General features: G+C 40.1%; 25 protein-coding genes and 1 riboswitch. Of the genes, 22 read left to right on the top strand and 3 right to left on the bottom strand.

The window, feature by feature from the left end:
* Positions 1–34: 34 nt before the first annotated feature.
* On the bottom strand, positions 35–646 hold the full coding sequence (gene rpsD / locus I588_RS17905) for a 30S ribosomal protein S4 (RefSeq protein WP_010758261.1): 612 nt from the start codon (positions 644–646) through the stop codon (positions 35–37).
* Between the two features lie 375 nt (positions 647–1,021).
* Between rpsD and I588_RS17900 the strand changes: the two genes are divergently transcribed.
* The 11 genes from I588_RS17900 (at position 1,022) to I588_RS17850 (ending at position 13,058) form a co-directional block, all read left to right on the top strand.
* The gene (locus I588_RS17900; RefSeq protein WP_010758260.1) at positions 1,022–1,801 is read left to right on the top strand and encodes a Cof-type HAD-IIB family hydrolase; all 780 of its coding nucleotides are present in this window, start codon (positions 1,022–1,024) and stop codon (positions 1,799–1,801) included.
* A gap of 434 nt (positions 1,802–2,235) precedes the next feature.
* Positions 2,236–3,732 carry a DUF805 domain-containing protein gene (locus I588_RS17895; protein ID WP_010758259.1) on the top strand — a complete coding sequence of 499 codons (1,497 nt, stop codon included), beginning with the start codon at positions 2,236–2,238 and terminating at the stop codon, positions 3,730–3,732.
* 169 nt (positions 3,733–3,901) lie between these two features.
* Positions 3,902–4,696, top strand: coding sequence for a TIGR00282 family metallophosphoesterase (locus I588_RS17890; protein ID WP_010758258.1), 795 nt, complete (start codon positions 3,902–3,904; stop codon positions 4,694–4,696).
* Positions 4,697–4,708: 12 nt separating this feature from the next.
* Positions 4,709–5,071 carry a YlbF family regulator gene (locus I588_RS17885; protein WP_051130103.1) on the top strand — a complete coding sequence of 121 codons (363 nt, stop codon included), beginning with the start codon at positions 4,709–4,711 and terminating at the stop codon, positions 5,069–5,071.
* Entirely contained in the window at positions 5,071–7,626 is a 2,556-nt protein-coding gene (gene mutS, locus I588_RS17880) for a DNA mismatch repair protein MutS (protein ID WP_010758256.1), read from the top strand. Before I588_RS17885 ends, mutS begins: the two co-directional genes overlap by 1 nt.
* 18 nt (positions 7,627–7,644) lie before the next feature.
* Positions 7,645–9,684: a DNA mismatch repair endonuclease MutL gene (mutL, locus tag I588_RS17875; RefSeq protein WP_010758255.1), complete on the top strand. Its 2,040-nt coding sequence runs from the start codon at positions 7,645–7,647 to the stop codon at positions 9,682–9,684.
* 14 nt (positions 9,685–9,698) lie between these two features.
* A complete protein-coding gene (locus I588_RS17870; protein ID WP_010758254.1) occupies positions 9,699–10,256 on the top strand; it encodes a Maf family protein in 558 nt (185 codons plus the stop codon).
* Positions 10,257–10,318: 62 nt separating this feature from the next.
* Positions 10,319–10,747 (top strand): peptide-methionine (R)-S-oxide reductase MsrB, encoded by a 429-nt coding sequence (gene msrB, locus I588_RS17865; protein ID WP_010758253.1) that lies wholly within the window; start codon positions 10,319–10,321, stop codon positions 10,745–10,747.
* A gap of 84 nt (positions 10,748–10,831) precedes the next feature.
* Positions 10,832–11,425, top strand: coding sequence for a Holliday junction branch migration protein RuvA (gene ruvA, locus I588_RS17860; protein ID WP_010758252.1), 594 nt, complete (start codon positions 10,832–10,834; stop codon positions 11,423–11,425).
* A gap of 42 nt (positions 11,426–11,467) precedes the next feature.
* A complete protein-coding gene (ruvB, locus tag I588_RS17855) occupies positions 11,468–12,478 on the top strand; it encodes a Holliday junction branch migration DNA helicase RuvB (protein ID WP_139244039.1) in 1,011 nt (336 codons plus the stop codon).
* A 10-nt stretch (positions 12,479–12,488) separates the two neighbouring features.
* A complete protein-coding gene (locus I588_RS17850; RefSeq protein WP_010758250.1) occupies positions 12,489–13,058 on the top strand; it encodes a TetR/AcrR family transcriptional regulator in 570 nt (189 codons plus the stop codon).
* Here the strand turns inward: I588_RS17850 and I588_RS17845 are convergent.
* Complete coding sequence (locus tag I588_RS17845) at positions 13,049–14,023, bottom strand: 2-hydroxyacid dehydrogenase family protein (protein WP_010758249.1); 975 nt, start codon at positions 14,021–14,023, stop codon at positions 13,049–13,051. The two genes, I588_RS17850 and I588_RS17845, sit on opposite strands and share 10 nt — an antisense overlap.
* 70 nt (positions 14,024–14,093) lie before the next feature.
* On the opposite strand from I588_RS17845, the gene I588_RS17840 reads away from it, so the two are divergent.
* The 3 genes from I588_RS17840 to thiT all read left to right on the top strand — a co-directional run bounded on the left by I588_RS17840 (position 14,094) and on the right by thiT (position 15,782).
* Positions 14,094–14,552 (top strand): low molecular weight protein-tyrosine-phosphatase, encoded by a 459-nt coding sequence (locus I588_RS17840; protein ID WP_010758248.1) that lies wholly within the window; start codon positions 14,094–14,096, stop codon positions 14,550–14,552.
* 64 nt (positions 14,553–14,616) lie between these two features.
* The gene (locus I588_RS17835) at positions 14,617–14,982 is read left to right on the top strand and encodes a hypothetical protein (RefSeq protein ID WP_010758247.1); all 366 of its coding nucleotides are present in this window, start codon (positions 14,617–14,619) and stop codon (positions 14,980–14,982) included.
* A 65-nt stretch (positions 14,983–15,047) separates the two neighbouring features.
* Positions 15,048–15,146: riboswitch (TPP riboswitch) on the top strand.
* A 48-nt stretch (positions 15,147–15,194) separates the two neighbouring features.
* Positions 15,195–15,782: an energy-coupled thiamine transporter ThiT gene (gene thiT, locus I588_RS17830; protein ID WP_010758246.1), complete on the top strand. Its 588-nt coding sequence runs from the start codon at positions 15,195–15,197 to the stop codon at positions 15,780–15,782.
* 40 nt (positions 15,783–15,822) lie between these two features.
* On the opposite strand, the gene I588_RS17825 is transcribed toward thiT, so the two are convergent.
* Positions 15,823–16,593, bottom strand: a complete 771-nt coding sequence (locus tag I588_RS17825; protein WP_010758245.1) for a hypothetical protein — start codon at positions 16,591–16,593, stop codon at positions 15,823–15,825.
* 277 nt (positions 16,594–16,870) lie between these two features.
* On the opposite strand from I588_RS17825, the gene I588_RS17820 reads away from it, so the two are divergent.
* The 8 genes from I588_RS17820 to priA all read left to right on the top strand — a co-directional run bounded on the left by I588_RS17820 (position 16,871) and on the right by priA (position 24,176).
* A complete protein-coding gene (locus I588_RS17820; RefSeq protein WP_010758244.1) occupies positions 16,871–17,584 on the top strand; it encodes a class A sortase in 714 nt (237 codons plus the stop codon).
* Between the two features lie 51 nt (positions 17,585–17,635).
* Positions 17,636–19,273, top strand: a complete 1,638-nt coding sequence (locus tag I588_RS17815) for a patatin-like phospholipase family protein (RefSeq protein WP_010758243.1) — start codon at positions 17,636–17,638, stop codon at positions 19,271–19,273.
* Positions 19,246–19,464, top strand: a complete 219-nt coding sequence (locus I588_RS17810) for a YdbC family protein (RefSeq protein ID WP_010758242.1) — start codon at positions 19,246–19,248, stop codon at positions 19,462–19,464. Before I588_RS17815 ends, I588_RS17810 begins: the two co-directional genes overlap by 28 nt.
* Positions 19,465–19,474: 10 nt before the next feature.
* On the top strand, positions 19,475–20,359 hold the full coding sequence (locus I588_RS17805; RefSeq protein ID WP_010758241.1) for a YicC/YloC family endoribonuclease: 885 nt from the start codon (positions 19,475–19,477) through the stop codon (positions 20,357–20,359).
* A 12-nt stretch (positions 20,360–20,371) separates the two neighbouring features.
* Positions 20,372–20,656 (top strand): hypothetical protein, encoded by a 285-nt coding sequence (locus I588_RS17800; RefSeq protein ID WP_010758240.1) that lies wholly within the window; start codon positions 20,372–20,374, stop codon positions 20,654–20,656.
* Positions 20,657–20,750: 94 nt separating this feature from the next.
* Positions 20,751–21,365, top strand: coding sequence for a guanylate kinase (gmk, locus tag I588_RS17795; RefSeq protein WP_010758239.1), 615 nt, complete (start codon positions 20,751–20,753; stop codon positions 21,363–21,365).
* 4 nt (positions 21,366–21,369) lie between these two features.
* On the top strand, positions 21,370–21,675 hold the full coding sequence (rpoZ, locus tag I588_RS17790; protein ID WP_010758238.1) for a DNA-directed RNA polymerase subunit omega: 306 nt from the start codon (positions 21,370–21,372) through the stop codon (positions 21,673–21,675).
* A gap of 98 nt (positions 21,676–21,773) precedes the next feature.
* On the top strand, positions 21,774–24,176 hold the full coding sequence (priA, locus tag I588_RS17785; protein WP_010758237.1) for a primosomal protein N': 2,403 nt from the start codon (positions 21,774–21,776) through the stop codon (positions 24,174–24,176).
* Positions 24,177–24,179 lie beyond the last annotated feature (3 nt).

Raw genomic sequence — 24,179 nt, 5'->3', positions numbered from 1 at the left:
CCCATGAAGAGTTTTGAGCAAATTGTAAGAAATCTTACAGTAATTTGTTGTAGTATTCAACGACTAGTGCTTCGTCGATATCTGGGTTCAATTCGTCACGTTCAGGTAAACGAGTCAATGAACCTTCTAATTTTTCATCATCAAAGCTTACAAAAGATGGACGACCAACTGCAGATTCAACCGCAGCTTTAACAGTAACCATGTTGCGAGATTTTTCGCGAATAGAGATTACTTGGCCAACTTCTACTTCGTATGAAGGGATGTCAACACGTTTGCCATCAACCATTACGTGGCCGTGGTTAACTAATTGACGAGCTTGGCGACGAGTTGAAGCCAAACCTAAGCGATAAACAACATTGTCCAAACGACGTTCTAGTAAGATCATGAAGTTAACACCGTGTTTACCTTCTTTGATTTTGCTAGCGCGTACGAACATGTTACGGAATTGACGTTCATTTAAGCCGTAAGTGAAACGTAGTTTTTGTTTTTCAGCCATTTGCAAACCGTATTCAGATTTTTTTCCACGGCTGTTTGGTCCATGTTGACCTGGTGCATATGGACGACGTGCTAATTCTTTGCCGGTTCCTGATAAAGAAATACCAAGACGACGAGATTGTTTCCATGATGGTCCTGTATAACGAGACATTTAAAAATTCCTCCAATAAATTGTATTTGGAGTAAAATAATCCGTTGAAAAATTCACATCCGTGTAGTTCGTTCTTCAATCTTCACCTTTGCAGCCGCGGTTACGCAATTGAACCTGTAGAGGCAACGAACTGGTGACGGGCTATTATTTTTCTGCTGCATTATTTTACACAAAGTTCAGTATAACCGATTTTGACAGGATTCGTCAAGGTTGAGTTGGGTCAATGTTCTTAAGATTTCTTTTAAAATTCCGTAACAATTTTCGGTTTTTGCTGTTTTTTCATCAATTTACTTTGCATATTTCACAAACTTTCACTAGAATAAGCATACATGCGCAGTTACTATAGAAGGCAAATACATAATATGGAGAAGTGGAATGGAAAGAAAACTAATTGCACTAGACATTGATGGTACGTTGTTAAACAGTCAAAGAAAACCGTTGGAAAGCACCATGAAGGCTTTGAAGGCTCTTCGTCAGGCAGGTCACTTAGTCATTATTGCAACTGGACGTTCACGTTTATTAGCCGGTGAAGTGATTCATCAGCTGGGCTGTACTAACTATATTGTATGCAACGGCTCCGCTGCATTTTTAGATCATGAGCAGATTTACAAGCACTTGTTAGATCGGAAGGCATTGGTACGTTTGATCGATTTTGCTAAAGAACGTAAAAAAGATGTTTCCTTGTTTAGCTTGGATTCAATTGCTCGAGTAACCGATTTTGATGCTCCGTTAGTTGCAGATGCCATGAGTTCGTTTGGTGGTATAATGCCTAACTTTTCACCTGATTTTTTGGATCGTCATGAAGTCTATCAAGGCTGTGTCTTTTTCGATGCTGCAATGGACGAAGAATTTGCAGCTGCTTTTCCCGAGTTTCGCTTTGTGCGTTGGCACCCAAACAGCGTGGACATTATTCCGAACCATGGTTCAAAGGCTCAGACTATTTCGGCCTTAGCTCAGAAAGTGGGGATCCAACCTGAAAATGTCATTACTTTTGGGGACGGTAATAATGATGTTGAGATGTTGCGATTAGCAGGTACAGGTGTTGCAATGGGAAATGCTGCCAGTCATGTACAAAAAGCTGCCAATCTTGTAACAGATACAAATGATCAAGATGGTATTTATAAAGCTTTACGAAAATTAGAATTGGTTCATTAAAAGGGAATTAGTTAAGATCGGCTGACAGCCGATCTTTTTTTGTCTTTTTATCCATTTTAATGTTATTTAAAATATTATTTTATCATAAAAGCTTGTAAAAAAATCTTATAGCTGATAGCATATTAGATGTGTTTATAAAGGGTTTTTCAGGTTGGTGGTTTATTCTTTTTAATCTAATTCGGTTTAATTTTATTGTTATTATAAGTGGGAAGTTAAAAATGTGTTTTTGGACTTGGGTGGCAAAAGTGATTTCTTAATTTTGATTAGAATAATGAGAAAAAGATGATGAAAAATAGCTCAGTGGGAGCTGTAAAAACTCCTAATGTCTGATTGAGAGAGGATCGACTATCCGTTGAATCATTAATTTTGATCTGATCAGCTATTTCTACTATACAGATGATAGATGGATGTGTAAGCGTGAGAGGAGGAGAAGGATGCGTAAAATAGACCAGAAACCAGGACAAGTAAATGTTAACCGAGCACTTTTGGATTATTTCCAAGGATATGCTGATTTTAAAGGACGCTCTACTAGGGCAGGATATTGGTGGGTAAAACTGGTGGTGGGAGTTTTCCATCTGATCTTCTTTTTGATTTTATTTCAGGCTGATATTTCTATCATGTGGGATGCAGCAATGCTGTTTAGATATGGTTACCTCGATCAAAAAACACTTAACAAAGAAGTACTTACTTCGCTGCTGCAGGTACTGCCAATTATTGTATTTTACAGTTTAATTTGTTTGGGTTTGATCATTCCTTCGGTGGCCCTGTTATGCCGAAGAATACGAGATGCAGGGGTGAGCGGGCGAGGATTTGCTGTCTATTATATAACGTATGTTTTTTTATTGCTTTTGCAATATGGTTTGCATCTTCAAAAAAATATTATTGGAATGTCTTCTCAAGGAGAGTTAGTCATTGGTCTTTGCACGTTGCTCAATGGTTGTTTAACTTTAATTTTGTTTGTCTGTACTTTACTGCCGACAAACCAACTAGCCACTGCTAGTAACAATCCTGCAGCATGCTTTTTCTTTAGGAGGAAACCTCCAGGACTGGAGAATCAAAACATTCAAAAAAGAGTGAAAATAAAATCAGCAAAGCAGGTGGAATCAATAAAATCAGAAGAATCGTTAAAAAAAGTAGAGTTGGAAAAAAAGATAAAACCGAAGTCTCAACTTCGTCCTAACCAAAAGAAGAAAATAGCCGAAGATCCTAGTATACGAACCAAAAGGAAGACAGGAGTACTAATTGAGATTTCAAGGAGGTTAGAAATGGGACGCTATTTAAATGCGGCATTTTATGCTATTTTCTTTTGTTTAAGTGCGGTTTTCTTAGGGATTGGTTTTAGAGGCATGGACGATTTTAGTGCAGATATTTGCTTTTTTATCGCATTGGTAACTTACGCTACCGCCTTACTGCTGTTTTTACTGCAATTAGTAATAAATATTGTTGGAAGCTTCCGTTCCTTTCAGATTTCAACAGAACAGATTGTCTTAGTTTGTGCCTGTTTAGGTTTAGTTTCAATGTATATTGGTAACGCAACATTCTCATTAATTATCACGTTAGTCGTTTTATTTTTGGATAAGAAAACCTACCAGATGCTCTTGAAAAGTAATATTACTAGAAATTTCGAATATACGTTATCGTTTTTCAAATTGATTTGGATCACATTCTACGGAGCGATGTATGCAGTAGGCGAGTTTCACACAGCCATTTACAGCTTTGGTGAAAAATGCATGAGCCAGCTCTACACGTCACCCTCTCTTACAGAGCTTGCCACCAATTTATTTCCAGCGTTGTGTACCTTTGTTCTGTGGCCTGTTTTGCTCTTAGTGCTGCATTTGGTTGTATCCTTTACGGTACAGTCGAATAAGAAACATACTACCAATCGGAAAATTGATGAACGAATCATTTTATCAGAAACAAATGCAGAATAGTCAAAGGGCTAGAGTTCTATTATGGGATTCTAGTCCTTCTTTTTTCAAAAGCCAAATAATCAGTTAAATGGAAAGTAAAATATCGGTTATTTGTGTCAAGATAGATTCGCAATTCTGCAAAAAAACTACTATAATAGTACAAGATGTTAACTAGAGAAGGGGAAAAAGTGTGCGGTTATTATTTGTAGGGGATGTTGTTGGCTCGTTGGGGCGAAAGATGGTCAGTGATTATTTGCCGCGGTTGAAAAAAAAATATCACCCGCAGTTGACAATCGTCAACGGTGAAAACGCAGCAGCTGGTCGTGGGATTACTGAGAAGATTTATAAAGGATTTTTGCAAGATGGTGTAGATATTGTCACTATGGGAAATCACACATGGGATAACAAAGCAATTTTTGAGTTTATTCAAGATGCTAAAAAAATGGTGCGGCCAGCCAATTTTCCTGAAGGAACAGCTGGACAAGGAATGGTCTTTGTCAAAATAAATACTGAGGAAATCGCGATTATCAATTTGCAAGCTCGCTCATTTATGGTAGATTTGGATGATCCATTTCGCAAGGCCGATCAGTTGATTGCTGAGGCGCGTGCGCGTACGCCGTTCATTTTTGTGGACTTTCATGGAGAAACAACTAGCGAAAAACAGGCGATGGGCTGGTATTTAGATGGTCGAGTATCTGCGGTAGTTGGAACACACACCCATGTTCAAACTAATGATTCGCGTATTTTGCCTAAAGGAACTGCCTATATGACTGACGTAGGGATGACCGGCCCTTATGATGGCATTTTAGGAATGAAAAAGGAACCTGTGATGGAGAAATTTTTAACCGCCCTGCCACAGCGTTTTGAAGTAATCGAAAGTGGACGTTCACTGCTGTCTGCTTGTGTAATCGATCTGGATAAACATGGATTAGCTCAAAAGATTGAAGCAGTTCAGATTAGTGATGATCGTCCGTTTCGTGAATAGGAGTGAAACGTCATTTTAGAAAACGAAACTGAAATTCAACAAGCATTAGCCGATTTAACCAATCTATTGGCCGAAAATGACGTGATTCGACGCTATCAAACGCTTAAAGCGCGGGTAGACGAGAACACGTCTTTACATACGCTGCAAGAAGAAATTCAGCAGGCCCAAAAGGATGCCGTGCAATTTGCCCACTATGGCAAGCCAGCTGCTGAAAAAGAAGCGTTAAAACAAGCAGATTCCTTAACAGATCAGCTGAATCAGCATCCATTAGTAACAGCTTACCGTGAACAATTAGGAGAAGCTAACGATCTGTTGCACCATCTAACATCAATGATTCAAACCGAAATTAATCAAGCGCTAGAGGAGGAGCAATAATGCCTCAGAAAACTAAAAATACCCCAATGATGGAACAATATTTAGCCATCAAAAATCAATACAAGGATGCCTTCTTGTTTTATCGCTTAGGCGATTTTTATGAATTATTCTATGAAGATGCTGTTCAAGTGGCTCAGCTGTTAGAGCTGACCTTAACCAGCCGCAACCGCAATGCGGAGGAGCCTATTCCAATGTGCGGAGTTCCTCATCATTCTGCACAAGGTTATATTGATACCTTGGTGGAACAAGGCTACAAGGTAGCAATCTGTGAACAAATGGAAGATCCTAAAGAAGCCAAAGGCATGGTGAAGCGGGAAGTAGTTCAGTTAATTACTCCAGGAACGTTGATGGAAGGCAAGGGAATTGACGCCAAAGCCAATAACTTCTTAACAGCTGTAGTTCAATCTGGTCAGCAATTTGGTTTTGCTTATGCCGATCTTTCGACTGGTGAATTAAAGACGGCTTTGCTGCAGGATGAAGAAGCCGTGATGAACGAAGCTACGGCTTTGCAAACAAAGGAACTAATTTTAGGAAGTGAGATTCCAGCTGACCTCCAAAAGAACTTAGGTGAACGCTTAGGTTTAGTCTTTTCAACTCAAGAGACGATTGAAGATAATGCAGAATTTAGCTTTTTAACAGCTGACATTGAACAGCCCTTGGAAAGAGAAGCTACAGGAAAACTGTTAACTTATTTAGCGGTCACTCAGAAACGTAGTTTAGGCCATATTCAAAAAGCTGAGGAATATCAGCCTGAGCACTTCTTGAAGCTGGATTACTTCTCAAAAACTAACTTAGAGTTAACTCGTTCCATTCGGACTGGTAAAAAACAAGGAACCTTATTATGGTTATTAGATGAAACAAAGACTGCAATGGGTGGCCGTTTATTGAAGCAATGGATTGATCGTCCATTGATCCAAAAGCGTCAAATTCAGGCACGCCAAGCAATGGTGGCTTCTTTGTTGAATGCGTATTTCGAACGGATGGATTTAAACGAAACACTGACGAGAGTTTATGATTTGGAACGTCTGGCAGGCCGAGTTGCATTTGGAAGTGTGAACGGTCGTGATTTAATTCAATTAAAAACATCACTAGCCCAAGTTCCGCGGATTCGCGAGCTGCTTCAGGGAATCAATCAAGGTGAATGGAACGACCTATTAGTAGACATGGAGCCGATGAATGACCTGGTTGAATTGATTGATCAGGCTATTAATGAAGATGCGCCGCTGCAAATCACAGAAGGCAATGTCATCAAAGATGGATATAATGAAAAACTAGATGAATACCGTGAGGCGATGAGAAACGGGAAAACTTGGTTGGCTGAATTAGAAGCAAGAGAGCGAGCAGCAACAGGGATTAAAACCTTGAAAGTCGGCTATAATCGTGTTTTCGGCTACTATATCGAAATCACCAAAGCTAATCTGGCTAACTTGGAAGAAGGCAAATACGAACGCAAGCAAACCTTAACTAATGCCGAACGTTTTATCACTCCTGAGTTGAAAAAATTAGAAACATTGATTTTGGAAGCGGAGGAAAAATCAGTCGCTTTAGAATACAATCTATTTTTGGCAGTCCGGGATGAAGTGAAAAAGGCGATCACCCGATTACAAAAGTTGGCGAAAAGTTTAAGTGCCACCGATGTACTGCAAAGCTTTGCTACTGTCAGCGAACGTTACCAATACATTCAACCGGAAATTAAGGCGAACAGCCACAATCTGCAGATTAAGGATGGCCGGCACCCAGTTGTAGAAAAAGTTTTAGGTCATCAAGAATATATCCCTAACAGTGTTCATATGAATCCAGATGAAATGATCCTGTTGATCACTGGTCCGAATATGTCAGGTAAGAGTACTTATATGCGTCAATTGGCTTTGATGGTTATTATGACCCAAATGGGCTGCTTCGTACCAGCCGAAAGTGCCGAAATGCCGATTTTCGACCAAATATTTACTCGGATTGGGGCTAGTGACGACTTAATCGCGGGACAATCTACTTTTATGGTGGAAATGATGGAGGCTAATCAAGCTTTGCGTCATGCGACCCCTAATAGCTTAATCCTCTTTGATGAATTGGGTCGAGGAACTGCCACCTATGACGGGATGGCTTTGGCCCAAGCAATCATTGAATATATTCATAAGACGGTAAAAGCTAAAACGTTGTTCTCTACCCACTACCATGAATTAACTGTATTGGAAGAACAATTAACAGAATTAAAGAATGTCCATGTCGGTGCGGTTGAGCAAAATGGAGAAGTTGTCTTTTTGCATAAATTGATGGATGGTCCAGCTGATAAAAGCTACGGAATTCACGTTGCTAAAATTGCTGGTATGCCGACAGAATTGCTTTCTCGAGCAGCAACCATTTTAACTGCATTAGAAGCCGAAAGTCCAGCACCGCAAGTTGAGGTAGTTCAAGAGGAAAATGAACAGCTTTCCTTATTTAATGAAGTTTCAACAGCGGAATTAGGTGTAATTGATCGGTTGAAGAAAGCCAATTTACTGGAAATGACACCAATGGACGCGTTAAACTTGCTTTATGAATTACAAAAACATATCTAATTAATGAGGAGGGATACGATGGGGAAAATCCAAGAGTTATCCGAACGTCTAGCCAATCAGATCGCCGCTGGTGAAGTAGTTGAGCGGCCGGCGTCAGTGGTAAAAGAGTTAGTGGAAAATGCCATCGATGCCCATGCAACTCAAATCGATATACTAATTGAAGAAGCTGGTTTGAAAAAAATTCAGGTGGTCGACAACGGTGAAGGGATTGCCCAGGATGATGTTAAGAATGCCTTTAAGCGCCATGCGACTAGCAAAATTCATAATCGCGATGATCTTTTCCGCATTCGAACGCTAGGTTTCCGTGGTGAAGCCTTGCCTTCAATTGCTTCTGTCTCGGAATTAACCATTGAGACAGCTACTGCCGATGAAAAGCAAGGTTCATACTTGTGGCTTAAAGGTGGAAGAATTGAAGAAAATCGTCCAACTGCTTTGCGAGTAGGGACAAAGATTACCGTTGAGAATTTATTCTTTAATACTCCAGCCCGATTAAAATACGTTAAAAGTCTGCAAACGGAATTAGCAAATATCGGTGATATTGTGAACCGGATGGCATTAAGTCATCCCAAAGTAGCGTTTCGATTGGTTCATGACGGACATAAAATGCTGGCCACCAGCGGTAATGGTGATTTAAAACAGGCAGTTGCTGGTATCTATGGAATCAGTGTTGCAAAAAAAATGCTGGAAATTACTGCTCAGGATCTAGATTTCGCTTTGAAGGGATATATTTCGCTGCCAGAGGTTACCCGAGCTAGCCGAAATTATCTTTCAATTATTATCAACGGTCGGTATATTAAAAACTTTGCCTTAAATAAAGCCATCGTGAACGGCTATCAATCGAAGCTGATGGTGGGGCGTTTTCCGATAGCGGTAATTGAAATTGAAATGGATCCTCTACTGGTAGATGTGAATGTCCACCCTACTAAGCAAGAAGTTCGCCTGTCGAAGGAAAAAGAATTAATGGCGTTAATCAGTCAAACCATCGCTGATAGCCTACGTCAGGTAAACTTGATTCCTGATGCAGGTGAATCACCTAGCTTTAAACGTAAAGTTGAAACAGCTAAGTCCCAACAACTAGACTTGGCTTTGGAGCAACCGACGGGTAAGAAGAGCGGCTTGACTTTTAATCCGGAAACTGGCCGTTTCCACGTTGAACCTCGAGAAGAAGCAGAAGCTTCTTCGACAATCGGGAAAAAGATAATTGAGTCATCGGATAAAGCGCCTGTTTCAGTTGTGGAGGAATCATCAGGAAGTTTTTCAGTACCTGAGCCTGAGACTGAAACAAATATAGAGTCTGCTATTACTGCAGAAGCTCCAGCAGATTTTTCAGAAGAATTAACGGTTAATGAAAAGGCTGAAGAGCTGCGGGAAGCAGCAGAACATCCTGAGTTTGATTTAAGTACGTTGTCTGGTGAACGTGAAGTGGAAAAAGCTATCGATAAGTTGACTCACGAACAGCCAAAGGAACGCTTTCCAATGCTGGAATATTTTGGCCAAATGCATGGCACCTATCTATTTGCTCAAAGTAAAGATGGCTTATACATTGTGGATCAGCATGCTGCTCAGGAACGGATTAAGTATGAGTATTTCCGGGAAAAAATTGGCGATGTATCCAATGATTTACAAGAGCTGCTGGTACCTTTTGTCTTAGATTATCCTAGCAATGATGCTATTAAGCTGAAGGAACAAAAGGAATTATTAGAAGAGGTCGGTATCTATTTAGAAGAATTTGGGCCAAACAGCTTTATTGTACGTGCGCATCCCACTTGGTATCCGGCAGGACAAGAAGAAAGTACTATTCGTGAGATGATCGATATGCTTCTAATTACCGGATCAGTTAGTGTGAAGAAATTCCGAGAAGCAACGGCAATTATGATGAGCTGCAAACGTTCCATCAAAGCAAACCATCATTTAAATGAAGCACAGGCTCGCGTATTGTTAACGGATTTAGCTGAATGTGAAAATCCCTTTAATTGTCCTCATGGTCGTCCAGTACTGATTCATTTCAGTAACAGTGATATGGAACACTTATTTAAACGAATTCAAGATCCGCACTAGTAGGAGGAACTGACATGGCAGTTATATTAGCTTCACAATCGCCTCGCCGAAAAGAACTGCTGTCCTGGTTGATTCCAGAATTCACTATTCAACCAGCAGATGTAGACGAAGAAATTAAAGCAGAGCATACACCAAAAGAATATGTACAGGAAATGGCTCGACAGAAAGCGGCGGTTATTGCTGAAAACCATCCTGAAGATTTGATAATTGCTTCGGATACGGTTGTTGTACTAGAAGATAAAATTTTGGGTAAGCCTAAGAATCGCCAGCAAGCTTATGAAATGCTGGAAGCAATGAACGGTGGCAGTCACGTCGTTTATACATCTGTGGTTTTGCGTCAAGGTAATCAAGTAGAGGAAGCTTTAACCTCGGCAGTAGTTACCTTTTATGCTCTAACTGAAGATGAAATCGAAAATTATTTAGATACAGGTGATTATAAGGATAAGGCTGGAGCTTATGGTATCCAACATCAAGCGGGTGTTTTTGTTGAAAAAATAGAAGGCGACTATTACAGCATCGTCGGCTTTCCTGTTGGAAAAGTAAACCAAATGTTAAAAAGCTTTTCTTTTTAAGCAAAGAATTCGTCTTTTTCAACTGTACCTCTTACTATGTATGTAGAGGAGCGTGATGAAAGATGGAACAAGAAGATATCAAGAAAAAGCTTTCGCCGGTAGAATATGCAGTCACGCAGGAAAATGCTACCGAACGACCTTTTACCGGCAAGTATGACAATTTTTATAAAAAAGGGATTTACGTAGATATAGTTAGTGGAGAACCACTCTTTTCATCTAGTGATAAGTATGATGCAGGCTGTGGCTGGCCGGCCTTCTCTAAGCCGCTGGAAAAACGTGGCGTAAAAGAAAAAGCTGATTTTTCTCATGGCATGCATCGAGTAGAAGTTCGCAGCAAACAAGCCGATTCGCATTTGGGCCACGTTTTTACTGATGGTCCTGCAGACAAAGGTGGACTGCGCTACTGTATTAATTCCGCAGCCTTGCGTTTTATTCCGTTTGAAGAAATGGATGCACAAGGATACGGCGAATACAAAAATGAAGTAGAATAAAAGATCGGGTTAACAGACCCGGTCTTTTTTGTCTCGCTCATTTGTGCTAAAATAATGAGAACATATGTGCAGAAAGGAAAAGACATGTACGAATATATTACAGGTAAACTTACATACATCAGTCCAGCCTACGTGGTCATAGATGTGCAAGGAATTGGCTATCAGATCGCATTAGGCAATCCATATCGTTACAGCAGTAAATTAGAGCAGACGATTACTATTTATGTCCAGCAGATCATTCGAGAGGATTCTCATGCTCTTTATGGCTTTGAGACATTGGCTGAGAAGCAATTATTTTTACGTTTATTATCTGTTTCAGGAATCGGCCCTAAAAGCGGCTTAGCAATTATGGCTAATGAAGATCATCAAGGCTTGATTCAGGCTATTGAGGCAGGAGATGTTACTTATTTAACGAAGTTCCCAGGAGTAGGGAAAAAGACGGCACAGCAAATGGTATTGGATTTAAAAGGCAAATTGGCTGAGCTGGTTGAAAATCCAATGTCCTTATTTAATCAAGGAAATGACGATAACGCCTTAGAAGAAGCGATCGAAGCGTTACAAGCGTTAGGATACAGTCCAAAAGAAATAAAACGGGTGGAAAAGGCTCTGGCGAAAGAGACCTATCAAAGTACGGATGAATACTTGCGTGCAGCGTTAAAACTTATGATGAAAAAGTAATGTTGACACGTCTGAAAAAAATTCTTGTAGAAGGAGGAGGGCATCTTGGAAGAAGAACGCATTTTATCGCCAGAGGCAGATGAATTAGAAAAGAACATCGAAAAATCTTTGCGACCACAGTTTCTCTCGCAATATATTGGTCAGGACAAAGTAAAGATGGAGCTCAAAATATATATTGAGGCAGCAAAAAACCGTGAAGAAGCATTGGATCACGTTTTGCTTTATGGACCACCTGGTTTAGGGAAAACAACTATGGCTATGGTTATCGCTAATGAGATGGATGTAAAGATTCGAACCACCAGCGGACCAGCAATAGAGCGTCCAGGGGATCTGGTAGCAATTCTTAATGAATTAGAACCAGGAGATGTTTTGTTTATTGATGAAATCCATCGCTTGCCTCGAGTAGCTGAAGAAACTTTGTATTCAGCAATGGAGGATTACTACGTTGACATCATGGTAGGGCAAGGAGCGACAGCTCATCCTGTGCATTTTCCCTTACCGCCATTTACTTTGGTGGGAGCTACAACACGAGCAGGCATGCTCTCAGCACCATTACGTGATCGCTTTGGAATTATTTCTCATATGGAATATTATGCAGAAGATGATTTGCGAGAAATTGTTTTGCGTTCAGCTGACATTTTTGCGACAGAAATTGTTGAAGAAGGTGCAGTAGAGATTGCTCGACGCTCAAGGGGAACTCCCCGGATTGCCAATCGTCTGCTGAAGCGGATTCGCGACTTTGCTCAGGTACAATCCAACGGTGTGATTGATCGTTCGATTGCTGATCAGGCCTTGCGTCTTTTGCAAGTAGATCAGGCTGGTTTAGACTACGTGGACCAAAAGCTGTTACGCACCATGATCGAACTATACGGTGGTGGCCCAGTTGGTTTGAGTACTTTAGCTGTGAACATTGGCGAGGAACGTGAAACAGTAGAGGATATGTATGAACCGTATTTAATTCAAAAAGGCTTCATGAAGCGAACGCCGCGGGGACGTATGGTTACACCAATGGCTTACGAACATTTTAATTACCCTACCAATCCGATAGAATAGAGGTGGACATATGGCGGTAAACAATCGAGCCAAAGAACAGCTAGTTCATGCGTTGGTTCAGCTATGCTCTACTCGTCCTTTTGAAAAACTCACAGTACAAGAGATTAGTCAGGCAGCTGATGTAAATCGTCAAAACTTCTATTATCATTTTAAAGATAAACAAGCATTGTTGCGTTATGCCTACTATCAATGTGGATTAAATTATCTAATGTCCTCTGGATTAACGATTGAAAATTGGGAAGAAGCAGTGCTAAGGATGCTAAAAGAGATGCAGCACTTTCACCAGTTTTATTTAAATACCGTACAAGCTGATCCAGAGGTTTTATCCAAAGAATTCATTGGATTGGCAAAAGGCCTGTTTATTCGATTGTTTGAAGATGTCGATCAGGAAGGTGTATTGTCTAATACTGACAAGGATTTTTATGCACGATTTTTAGCTTATGGCTGTGGTGGAATTTTAACGGATTGGTTGTTGGCTGACGCAAAAGAACAGCCGATCGCTATTGCGGCTCAGCTGTTTCGATTTGCTAAGGACATTGAGTTTTTTGCTTATCGTTTATATGAACAGGATCAATCTTGAGATAAGCCGTTAACAATATAGTTTAAAGGCTTTTTCTGAAGGCAGGCAATGGCGTTTTTTACGACGATTTCGGCCATTTGATCACGTGCCTCTACACTAGCGTTACCAATGTGTGGAGTTAAAATGACGTTATCAAATTGTTTTAAAGCCATTGTTACTTCAGGTTCAAATTCGTAAACATCAAGCGCCGCACCAGCAATTTGCTGTTGGGTTAAGGCTTGAACGAGCTCCTCTTCATCAATCAATGGGCCACGCGCAGCGTTAATAACAAAAGCGGAATTTTTCATTTGTTCAAAGGCCTGATAATTTAATAGATGATGGGTTTCATCTGTTAGTGGAGCATGCAAGGAAAGAATATCTGATTGTTGAATTACTTCCTCTTGTGTACGAAATTGTGCATGAAGAGCTTTTTCCTGTTCGGCGGGTAACTGATGTCTTTGGCTATAAATGATCTTCATGCCAAAAGCTTTCATCTTCTCTGCCAGCGATTGGCCAATTTGTCCCATGCCAATGATGCCTAGAGTCTTTCCTTTTAGTTCATGGCCCAAAAAGAATAGGGGAGCCCAGCCATCGAATCCGACTCCATGCATTAATCGATCACCTTCAACAATACGTCTAGACAAGGCAATTATTAAGCCGGCAGTAAGCTCAGCTGTTGCATTGGTTGAGACAACGGGTGTATTTGTTACATAAATGTTCTTCTCTTTTGCATAAGCAGTATCAATATTATTAAAGCCAGCACCAAAGTTCGCGATTAAACGCAAATGAGGAGCCTGATTAATGACCTCTCGATCTACAGTTGTTGACAGGGGACAAATCAATACTTGGCAATCCTGAACCTTTTTCAAAAGTTCTTCCTTAGAAATCACCCCTTTATCTTCAAAAACTTCATAATCTAGGTGTGCTTCATCTAGCAATTTAGTGCCAATTGTGGGGATTTTGGCAGAAAGAAAAATATGACTCATAGTATCAACCTCGTTTCTATGTATAGAATATAGCATGAAATTATTTTTTTAGCTCGAAGGAGGCAATCTAATGAAATCAATTCTTTTTGTGTGTATGGGAAATATTTGCCGCTCACCAATGGCAGAAGCTATATTTCGCGATCAGTTTAATCAGCGTGAGGAATCAGAAAAATTTCATGTGGATTCGGCAGCAACTAGTCGCTGGGAGGTAGGGAATCCTCCGCATCGTGGGACGCAAAAAATTCTGAACGCTCACAATATTAGTACGAAAGGCATGTATGCACGCCAAGTTACATCTGAAGATTTTTACCAGTCAGATGTTGTTATAGGTATGGATCGTGAGAACGTAGAGGATCTATTGAGACTAGCTCCTGCAGGTACACAAGAAAAGATTCATTTGTATCTAGATCTTGTACCAGGAAAAGAAGGGCAAGGTATTCCTGACCCTTGGTATACAGGCGATTTCGATGAAACGTATCGACTAATTAATGAAGGCCTGCCTTATTGGTTAACTTTTTTTGAAGAATAGTTTTTTTATTGTAATTTTGTCCAAATTTAAGTAAAATCAGAGTACATCCAAGGAGGAAACTGACATGAAAAAGATACCTGAAAAAGCCAAGCAAAATTTAATAAAAGCCTTTTCCAGTTCATCTTTCCGTTTTTTGTCTGATTTTCTAAATGATTCTGCTGATAAACGAGCACAAGAGCAGGCGAATCAAACGATTATGAGTCAACTAAAACTGGCTGCTCTACATAACAGTTTAGTTGTTTTGCAAGTGCGTAGTGAGAAAGACCCAGAGAAATACGAGACAGTATCTGGGTGGCTGCCTAAGACAATCGGAAATGATTCCTTAGTTGTTCGTACTCAAGATAATCAGCTGCAGATGCTGACAGTGGATCGTATCAAGAAGGTAACCACGCTTGCTCCTAACGGTGATCAAGAGCGTGTGTCACGTTAAATAGTTGTATGTATAAAGGAAATAATGTGCTATACTGTAAGAGTAAAAAATACTAAAAGAATAATACTGTCACAAAGGGGAGCCTTCGGGCTGAGAATGAGGACACTCTAAACCCTAGTACCTGTTTCGGTCATGCGAGCGTAGGAATTGTGATGAAGTAATATATTTACTTCTCCTTTGTGAACTGTATGTTCAAAAGGAGGAGTTTTTTTATGCACAACAAAACAAGAATTATGGTAGAGGGAACAATTGTGGCAGCACTATCTTTCATGCTTTCACTAATTCCTACTAACATCGGCAGCAGCTTCACTATTTCATTAGGTATGATTCCGTTAACGATTTTTGCTCTTAGACGGGGGCTTCGTCCGGCGCTTTTGTCGGCATTTATCTGGGGAATTCTGCATTTTCCAGCTGGCGATGTATACTACCTCAGTATTCCGCAAGTACTGATTGAGTATCCAATTGCGTTTACTTTTGCAGGTTTTGCAGGCCTCTATGCGCCAAAAGTTCAACAAGCACTGTTAGATAACCAGCCACGGGAGGCAACAAAGAACATTATTTTAGGTAGTTTGTTGGGAACCAGTGCACGCTTCTTTTGGCATTTTATTGCTGGAGTAATTTTTTGGGGCAGTTATGCTCTGTGGGGAATGAATCCATGGATTTTTTCTCTAGTGATGAATGGCGCTAGCGGTCTAGCCACAGGTATTGTTACAGTAATGGTAACATTAATTGCTGTAAAAAAGGTGCCGCAGCTGTTTTTACCGCGTGATACAACTCATTTAGGAATAAAAACTAGGTAAATAAAAAAACACTTTTGTCCAGCTGAGGCAAAAGTGTTTTTTAACGAAATGCAAAAGCCAAATCGTCTTTTTCTAATGATAAGCTCCATTTTTGACGACCAATGTCATAAGTCAAGGTCCCCATTTTCTGATCTTGTTTGTAGGTTGGCTGGTGTTTGCGCCAGCCCTTTTCATCGGATAAATAAATTGGAACACGGTACAATTTATTTTCAAGCTTAGCTTGTGAAAAACAGAAGACGGCTCCTTCTTGAAAAATTGGATATAAATCTTTTAAAATTTCTCCGTCTAAATGAGCTACAGAGGCTCCTTTGCGGAAAAAAGAACGTTTATCATTTACTTTTTCTAAAGCAATTCGAGTAATTTTATTCGCTAGAATACGATAAAACTCATCCAAGTAACGATAGTAGACTCGTAGGGTTTCACTGCCTAAATTAAAGTAAACAAAATTATTTTGCAATTTGTAAAAGAACGGTGAATGCAAGTGTGTTCGCATATGCCCGAAATATAATAATTCAGAGATTTCTAAAGGTGTTAATTCTTTTAGCAAAGCTGGATTTGTAAAATCAATCCATTTGTTGGCGGTCGATTGGGTAAAATGTTTGTTGGTGAAAAAATGGTTAACCGCTTGTTTTCCGGTAATCACTTTTAAACCACTATGGGTATCAAATTCACCGACATCAACGGCTGGATCCAATAATAACAAGTGATCCGGCTGATGAACAATGCCCTCCACAAAATCAGACGGAGAAAGCCCCTTGGAAAAAACAGCATTGCTGGTCGTATCAATATATACAAAAAGCATATCTGGCAAACTATTCACCCTCTCCAATCATCGTCATCATCATTTTAACCTATCAATTAAAAAAAAGCTCGTTTCTTTTATTTTAAAATTACATTACAACTGAAAACGTTTTTGCAATAATTTTCACAAGAAACTTTCAGTGTAAATAAGAATGTTGAATCGAAAAAAACGGGCAGCTTTTTTTCCTTAAAATATCTTAAAACTAAGTAAAAATAGCAGGTTAGACGGAAAGATTTACGCCTTCTCTATGGTATGATAAAATCGAGTATACACTGGAGGACAGTTCATGAAAAGGAAAAGAAAAAAACGTAATTGGCTGATCAACATTTTTTTACTTTTATTATTATTAGTGGGATTGGCTTTAATTTTTAATAATCAAATAAAAAACTTTCTTATTCAGTATAATGGGGATCGTTATGCTGTCGCAAATTTAACTAAAGTCGATATTGATCAAAATCTGCAGGAAGATATGCCGTTTGACTTCGATGCAGTGATTCCAGCTAGTACAGAGGCCGTGATGCGTGCGCAGTTGAGTAACAAACGTCTACCAGTTATTGGAGGAATTGCTATACCCTCTGTAGCTATTAACTTACCTATTTTCAAAGGATTATCCAATGAAGCGTTACTATATGGTGCAGGAACGCTGGAACCAGATCAAAAAATGGGTGAAGGAAATTACGGGTTAGCGAGTCACCGAGCTGCTGAGGCAGGATTATTATTTACACCGTTAGATAACATTCAAGAAGGAGATAAAATTTATCTGACTGATCTTAACAATATTTATACTTATCGCACGGCATTAAAAGTTCGCGTGCAGCCGACCGAGGTGAAATATTTGGATGTTTTGCCAGATCGGCGACAGGTAACTTTGGTAACTTGTGGAGAAATTGATGGCATTACTCGGATTGTCGTCCAAGGTGAATTAGAAGCTGTAACTCCTGTTGGAAAGGCAACACAGTCAATGCGTGATGCTTTTAACATGGAACAACGAACATATTAATTTAAACCACAAGGCGTTCAGCTTTGTGGCTTTTCTTTTAGGAGGAATGCAATGAAAGTGCAGCGTATATACCCATCTGAACAAATAATTTATCAAGAGGCGATTCAACAAGGACGGCTGCTGTTTCCTTTTGACTCCTCCCATTACTTTGCAAGGCAGCGAATGCTGCAGGCAATAAAAAAGTATCAGGTTTATTGTTTAGAAAATCAGAAATCGCGTGTGTTTGTTGAAGTTCACAAATTTGAGGGGAGTTGGCAAGTTCACAACCTGCTTGTAAGTAGAGAACTTACTTGGCAGGAAGGTCTTTGTGTGCTGGAGACCGCTGCTCGTCAAGAATTTGTATCAAAAATTGAACTATTTTTTTCTGCCCCACAACCCTTGGCTCAATGGCTGCAAAGCCAAGCGTACATTGACCAAGGTGAATTCTGGTCTAAACAACTAAAATATAAGACTGGCTTAGTTTTGGGAGGCGGGGGTGCGCGTGGCTCCTATCAAATTGGAGTGTGGCAGGCATTATTAGAACGAAATATTCCTTTTCAATGGATTAGCGGTTGTTCAGTAGGGGCCCTTAATGGTGCTTTAATAGCACAAGGTGATTTATCAGCAGCACAAAAGCTTTGGCAGGAAATTGCTACAAATAAAGTTTTAGAAGTGAGCTTTGATGCACTGGAAACAGCAGATTTTGCAGACCATGTTCAGCAATTGCGACAATTTGTTTTTGAAGCGATTCAGCAAAAGGGATTATCGACCAGCCCGCTGCGCAAACTCTTACAAAAACATTTGGATGCAGAAAAGATGACTAAAAGCGTTCCTCTTTATGTTGTAGCTACTCGTGTTCCCACATTTCAAGAAGTCGTGGTAAAATTAAATGACTGCTCCCAAAAGGAAATGCTATCTTGGTTGCTGGCTTCATCTGCATTTTTCCCATTAATGTCAATTGAGCCGATTGGTGAATATTTTTATGTTGATGGGGGATACCGCAATAATGTGCCGGTAGATATTGCATTAGCGCAAGGGGCTACAGAAGTGATTGTAGTGGATGTTCACGGTCCTGGGATCGATAAGGCGGTAGCAATTCCTAATCATGTAGCTGTTATCCCATTAGCTACTAGTTGGGATTTAGGAGAGATGCTATTGTTTGAAGCAAATCGTGCTAAAGCAAATATCCAATTGGGATATTTGGAAACAAAACGATGCTTAGGTGAAATTCAAGGGCAGCGCTACTTTTTTGAGGCCTCAGAAAATTTTCCTCACCTGACTCGCAAATTTGTGGCATTTATTCAAAAAAATTTTTCGGTTTCATTAGTGAAGCTGGCAGAGCTGCAGCAAAAAACGTATCATCAGCCACTGGAAAATCTAAGCCTATCGTTACTAGAGCAATGGAGTGAGTGGCAAAACGTATCACCACTAAAGGTCTATCGGATTAGCGGATTAGCAGCTGCAATTTGTCGAAACGTTGAGGAAAGTCCAGAAATAACGCATGTTCAGTCAGTCAAAGAACACCTATCTCAGCGTTGGCAGGAAATGAATCGTTTATCTATTTACAATCGGACCATCAGCTTATACCAGCAGCAAGTAAACAATTGGGAAAGAGCGTTTCTTTCTTGGCCTTTGCCAACGTTGCTGCTTTTATTTTTAGAATTTATTCAGGAGGAATTTGTATGGCAGGAGAATTCAGTTACGAAATAGTAGAAGAAATTGCAGTATTGTCAGAAAATGCCAAAGGGTGGCGTAAGGAATTAAATTTAGTGAGTTGGAATGGTCGGCCACCAAAATTTGATTTAAGGGACTGGTCACCTGAACATGAAAAAATGGGCAAAGGTGTCACCTTGACGAATGAAGAATTTGAAGCGTTGCAGAAGATTATCAAGGAAATGTAGAGGATAAAATATGAAGAGTATGACGGGTTACGGCCAGGGGACTGCCATGAACGAAGCATATGAATTGAGTGTGGAATTAAAAAGCGTGAATAATCGCTTTTTGGATTTACAAATCCGTATGACTAAAGAACTTAATGCCTACGAAACGCTTCTGCGAAAAATTGCGAAGGAACAGGTTCAGCGTGGCCGGGTAGACATGTACATTAATTTACTGCCTCTAAAGACAGGAAGTAAGGAAGTATCAATTCAATGGGAGTTATTAGACCAGCTAATTGAGCAACTGAAGACTGGTGCTCAGGAACGTTATGGTGTGACTGATCTGCCAATAAAAGAGATTTTGTTGAAAAGCTTAGAACAAGAAGATTATGTGACGTTAGTAGACCGTAAAGAGCTAGATGACACATTGGAGCTGTTAGTGCAAGAGGCAGCTCAAAAAGCCTTTGTGCAGCTAGTTCAAAGTCGTGAAGCTGAGGGGGCGGGTATTCAAGCTGTTCTATCAGGTTATCGCCAAAACGTCTTTGAGCAAGTTGAAGAGCTGAAACAATTTGTAGATATTTATGAAGCAGACTACCAAAAGCGCTACGAAGAAAAACTACAGGAGTATCTCGGTAGTACAGTTGACCAAGATCGTCTGTTAACTGAGATGGCCATTTTACTGGAGCGAGGAGATGTCCATGAAGAATTGGATCGTCTAAGTATTCATCTGGAGAAGATGGATCATCTGCTGCAAACGACTGGTCCAGTAGGGCGTGAACTTGATTTTCTTTTGCAAGAAATGAATCGAGAAGTAAATACGATCGGTTCAAAGTCTAGTCCCATTCAAATTAAGGATATCGTGGTACAATTAAAGACGATTCTAGAAAAAATACGTGAACAAATTCAAAATGTAGAATAGGGGTATCATTAAATGAAATATTACGACATCACCTTCCATCAAAGCAATGGGCACAGTATTGTTAAGCGAGCGATACCTTCTGAAAAGAGCGGTTTTGAAGCGTGGCAGGATGCAGTTGTATTTTACTCTGAAAAAGAGTTGCATATTTTGGTGAATGATGGGACCTACGTAAACTTGAACAAAGCTTCTGTCGTATCAATTACTGCTGAAGAAGTCCCAGATCCTGTGGATAAAGAAATTAAACAGCATGGTGAATTAAGAGACGTCATTAACACTTTATCCAACATGGGATTTTAAGAAATACTTGGTAGCGGCCGAATACCCCTTGAAATCTTCGCAAAAAAAGTGCACAATAAGCGTTAGCGAAAAAAGACCATGAAAGGGCGTTAGTATGTCTGAAAGAGGACTGTTGATTGTGTTGTCTGGACCGTCGGGAGTGGGTAAGGGAACTGTTCGTAAAGCGATTTTCGAACGCGACGATAACGAATTTGAATATTCAGTTTCAATGACCACCCGTCAAAAGCGTGAAGGGGAAGTTGATGGCGTTGATTATTATTTCCGTACTCGCGAAGAATTTGAAGCAATGATTGAAGCTGGTGATATGCTGGAGTATGCAGAATATGTCGGCAATTACTATGGAACACCGTTAACTTATGTGAATGAAACCTTAGATCGTGGGAAAGATGTGTTCCTGGAGATTGAGGTTCAAGGTGCACGTCAAGTAAAAGACAAAGTCCCAGATGGTGTTTTCATTTTTTTGACACCGCCAGATTTAGCTGAGCTAAAAGCTCGGATTGTCGGACGTGGTACAGACACCCCTGAAGTGATTGATGAACGGATGAAAGTAGCCCGTGAAGAAATCGAAATGATGGCTCTTTATGACTATGCAGTAGTAAATGATGAGGTCCACTTGGCAGTGGATCGAATTAAAGATATTATTGTAAGTGAACATTATCGGGTCGACCGTGTAATAGGAAAATATATAAAAATGTTAAAGGAGATATAAGCTTATGATGTTAAAACCTTCAATCGACACCTTGTTAGATCACGTTAATTCCAAGTATTCTCTGGTAATCTTAGCTAGCAAGCGTGCGCATGAATTAGATTCTGGTGCAAAACCAAGTTTAACTTCTTTTGATTCAGTAAAAAGCGTTGGACAAGCTCTTGAAGAAATTGATGCGGGCACTGTAATCAATGACCCTCATCCAGAAATTAAGCGGGAACGTTTGAAATTGGAAGAAGAAGAGCGAAAAATGCAAAAAGAACGGGAACAGCGTGAACTAGAAGCCCGTATCCGCAGCGAACAAAACAACTAGGAACAGGTGTATTTACACCTGTTTCCTTTTTTATGTTGAATTTAATTCATTATTAGAAATTTTTTAGTACAATACAGACAATAAGGAGGCGGAAATGGATGAAATTAGCACAAGTAATTGTAGATGTACCTGCTATGCAAACCGATCAGCCCTTTACCTATTTGATTCCGCCCCAAATGACTGTTGAGAGTGGAATGCGCGTAGAGGTCAGTTTTGGCAGTCGCCATGTCCAGGGCTTTGTCATAGCTGTGACAGAGACACCAGAATTGCCAGCAGACAACCTTAAAGAAATTATTCGAGTACTGGATTTAACGCCTGTTTTAAATCACGAGCTTTTACAGTTGGCAGACTATATGAAGGATACTACCTTTGCTTTCAAGATCACTTGTCTGCAAACGATGCTGCCAAGTGTGATGAAGGCTAATTATCAGAAAAAGCTGTACTTATTATCTGAAAAGGACCACTTAAAAGACCAGGTTTTTTTAGGGAAAACGGAAATGACTTGGGAAGAAGCAGAAGAACGTGGGCTCCTGAAACAAATGGCAAAATTACGTGAGGAAAATCTAGTAGAATTACGCTATGAAGTACATACGAAAAATAAAGTAAAGACAGAACGATACATCAAACGAATCGTTGAAAAAAAAGAGATTGAATCCATCAAGGCAGGCATTCGGAAAAATTCTCCTAAACAGCTCCAATTAATAGACTATTTGTCAAGCTTAAAAGAAGACCAGTTAGTGTCTGTCAAACAGATGAAGGCAGAAGATTTTACTTTGGCTAATTTGAATCAAGCCAAGGAAAAGGGCTGGCTAGCTTTTGAGGAAGTTGAGAAATATCGTGATCCTTTTGCTGAAAAACAGTTCGAACAGACCCAGGCTCTGAATTTAAATCCGCAGCAGCAAGTGGCTTATCAGGCCATTCATGATAAGGCTCAAAGTCAAGAGCATGCGGTCTTTTTGCTAGAAGGAATTACTGGCAGCGGAAAAACGGAGGTTTATTTACAGGTAATTTCGGATGTTCTGGCGAAAGGGCAAACAGCTATGATGCTGGTACCTGAAATTTCATTAACACCACAAATGGCTACCCGTTTCAAGTCTCGTTTTGGTGATGAAGTAGCAGTTTTGCATAGTGGATTGTCTCAAGGTGAAAAATATGATGAATGGCGTAAACTCGAGCGAAAAGAGGCCCGAGTAGTAGTAGGCGCACGGTCAGCAGTTTTTGCACCTTTAGCAAATTTAGGTGTCATTATCATTGATGAAGAACATGAAACTACTTATAAACAAGAAGAAACACCACGCTACCATGCTAGAGATTTAGCTATTTGGCGGGGACAATATCATCACTGTCCAGTTGTTTTAGGCAGTGCGACGCCATCTTTAGAATCTAGAGCAAGAGCTCAAAAAGGTGTCTATCAATTATTAACTCTGACACAACGAGCAAATCAAAGTGCTACGTTGCCTCCTGTAGAAATTGTGGATATGCGTGAAGAAATGCAGCGCCGTCTGAACTCTTCGTTTTCGGAAAAATTAGAAGAGAAATTGCGTGATCGTTTAGCGAAAGGTGAACAAAGCGTGCTACTGTTAAATCGCCGAGGCTACTCATCCTTTGTGATGTGTCGAGATTGCGGTTTTGTCTTGCCGTGTCCCAATTGCGACATTTCATTAACCTTGCATATGGACACGAAAACTATGCGTTGCCATTATTGTGGACATGAGGAAAATATACCTCGTCGCTGTCCGAATTGCGGTAAAGATAAAATACGATATTACGGCACCGGTACGGAAAAGGTACAGGAAGAATTAGCAGAATTAATTCCAGAAGCACGTGTTCTGCGAATGGACGTTGACACAACCAGGCGCAAAGGTGCCCATGAAAAAATTTTGGATGCTTTTGGTAATCGTGAAGCAGATATTCTTTTAGGTACTCAAATGATTGCTAAAGGACTGGATTTTGCTAATGTTACTTTAGTGGGTGTGCTTAATGCGGATACTGCATTAAATCTACCGGATTTTCGTTCCAGTGAGCGTACGTTTCAGCTATTAACCCAAGTAAGTGGGCGTGCAGGGCGTGGTGAGAAAAAAGGGGAAGTATTAATTCAAACCTTTAATCCTGAGCATTATGCTATTCAACTGGCTAAAGAACATGATTACGAAGGATTTTATCGAATGGAAATGGGGATTCGTCATCAAACGGATTATCCACCCTATTACTACACGGTGAAGCTGACAATTTCTCATCAAGAAGAAATGCGGGCTGCTCAGAAGGCATATCAGCTGGGTGAACAGTTGAAACAGGCGTTGAGTCCCCAAAGCATTTTATTAGGACCAACCCCGGGTGCTATTTTGCGAATTAAAAACCGCTACTATTACCAGCTGATTATCAAATATAAAAAAGAAGATCAGCTATATCCAACGTTAGAAACGATTTTACAGCAAAGTCAAAAGGAACAACGAAACGGACTATTGATTGCTATTGACAGTGAACCCATGTATTTTATTTAGGAG

Source organism: Enterococcus pallens ATCC BAA-351, assembly GCF_000407485.1.
Lineage (GTDB): Bacteria > Bacillota > Bacilli > Lactobacillales > Enterococcaceae > Enterococcus_A > Enterococcus_A pallens.
The sequence above is the reverse complement of the archived record's forward strand: the minus strand, read 5'-3'. Positions and strand labels throughout refer to the sequence as shown.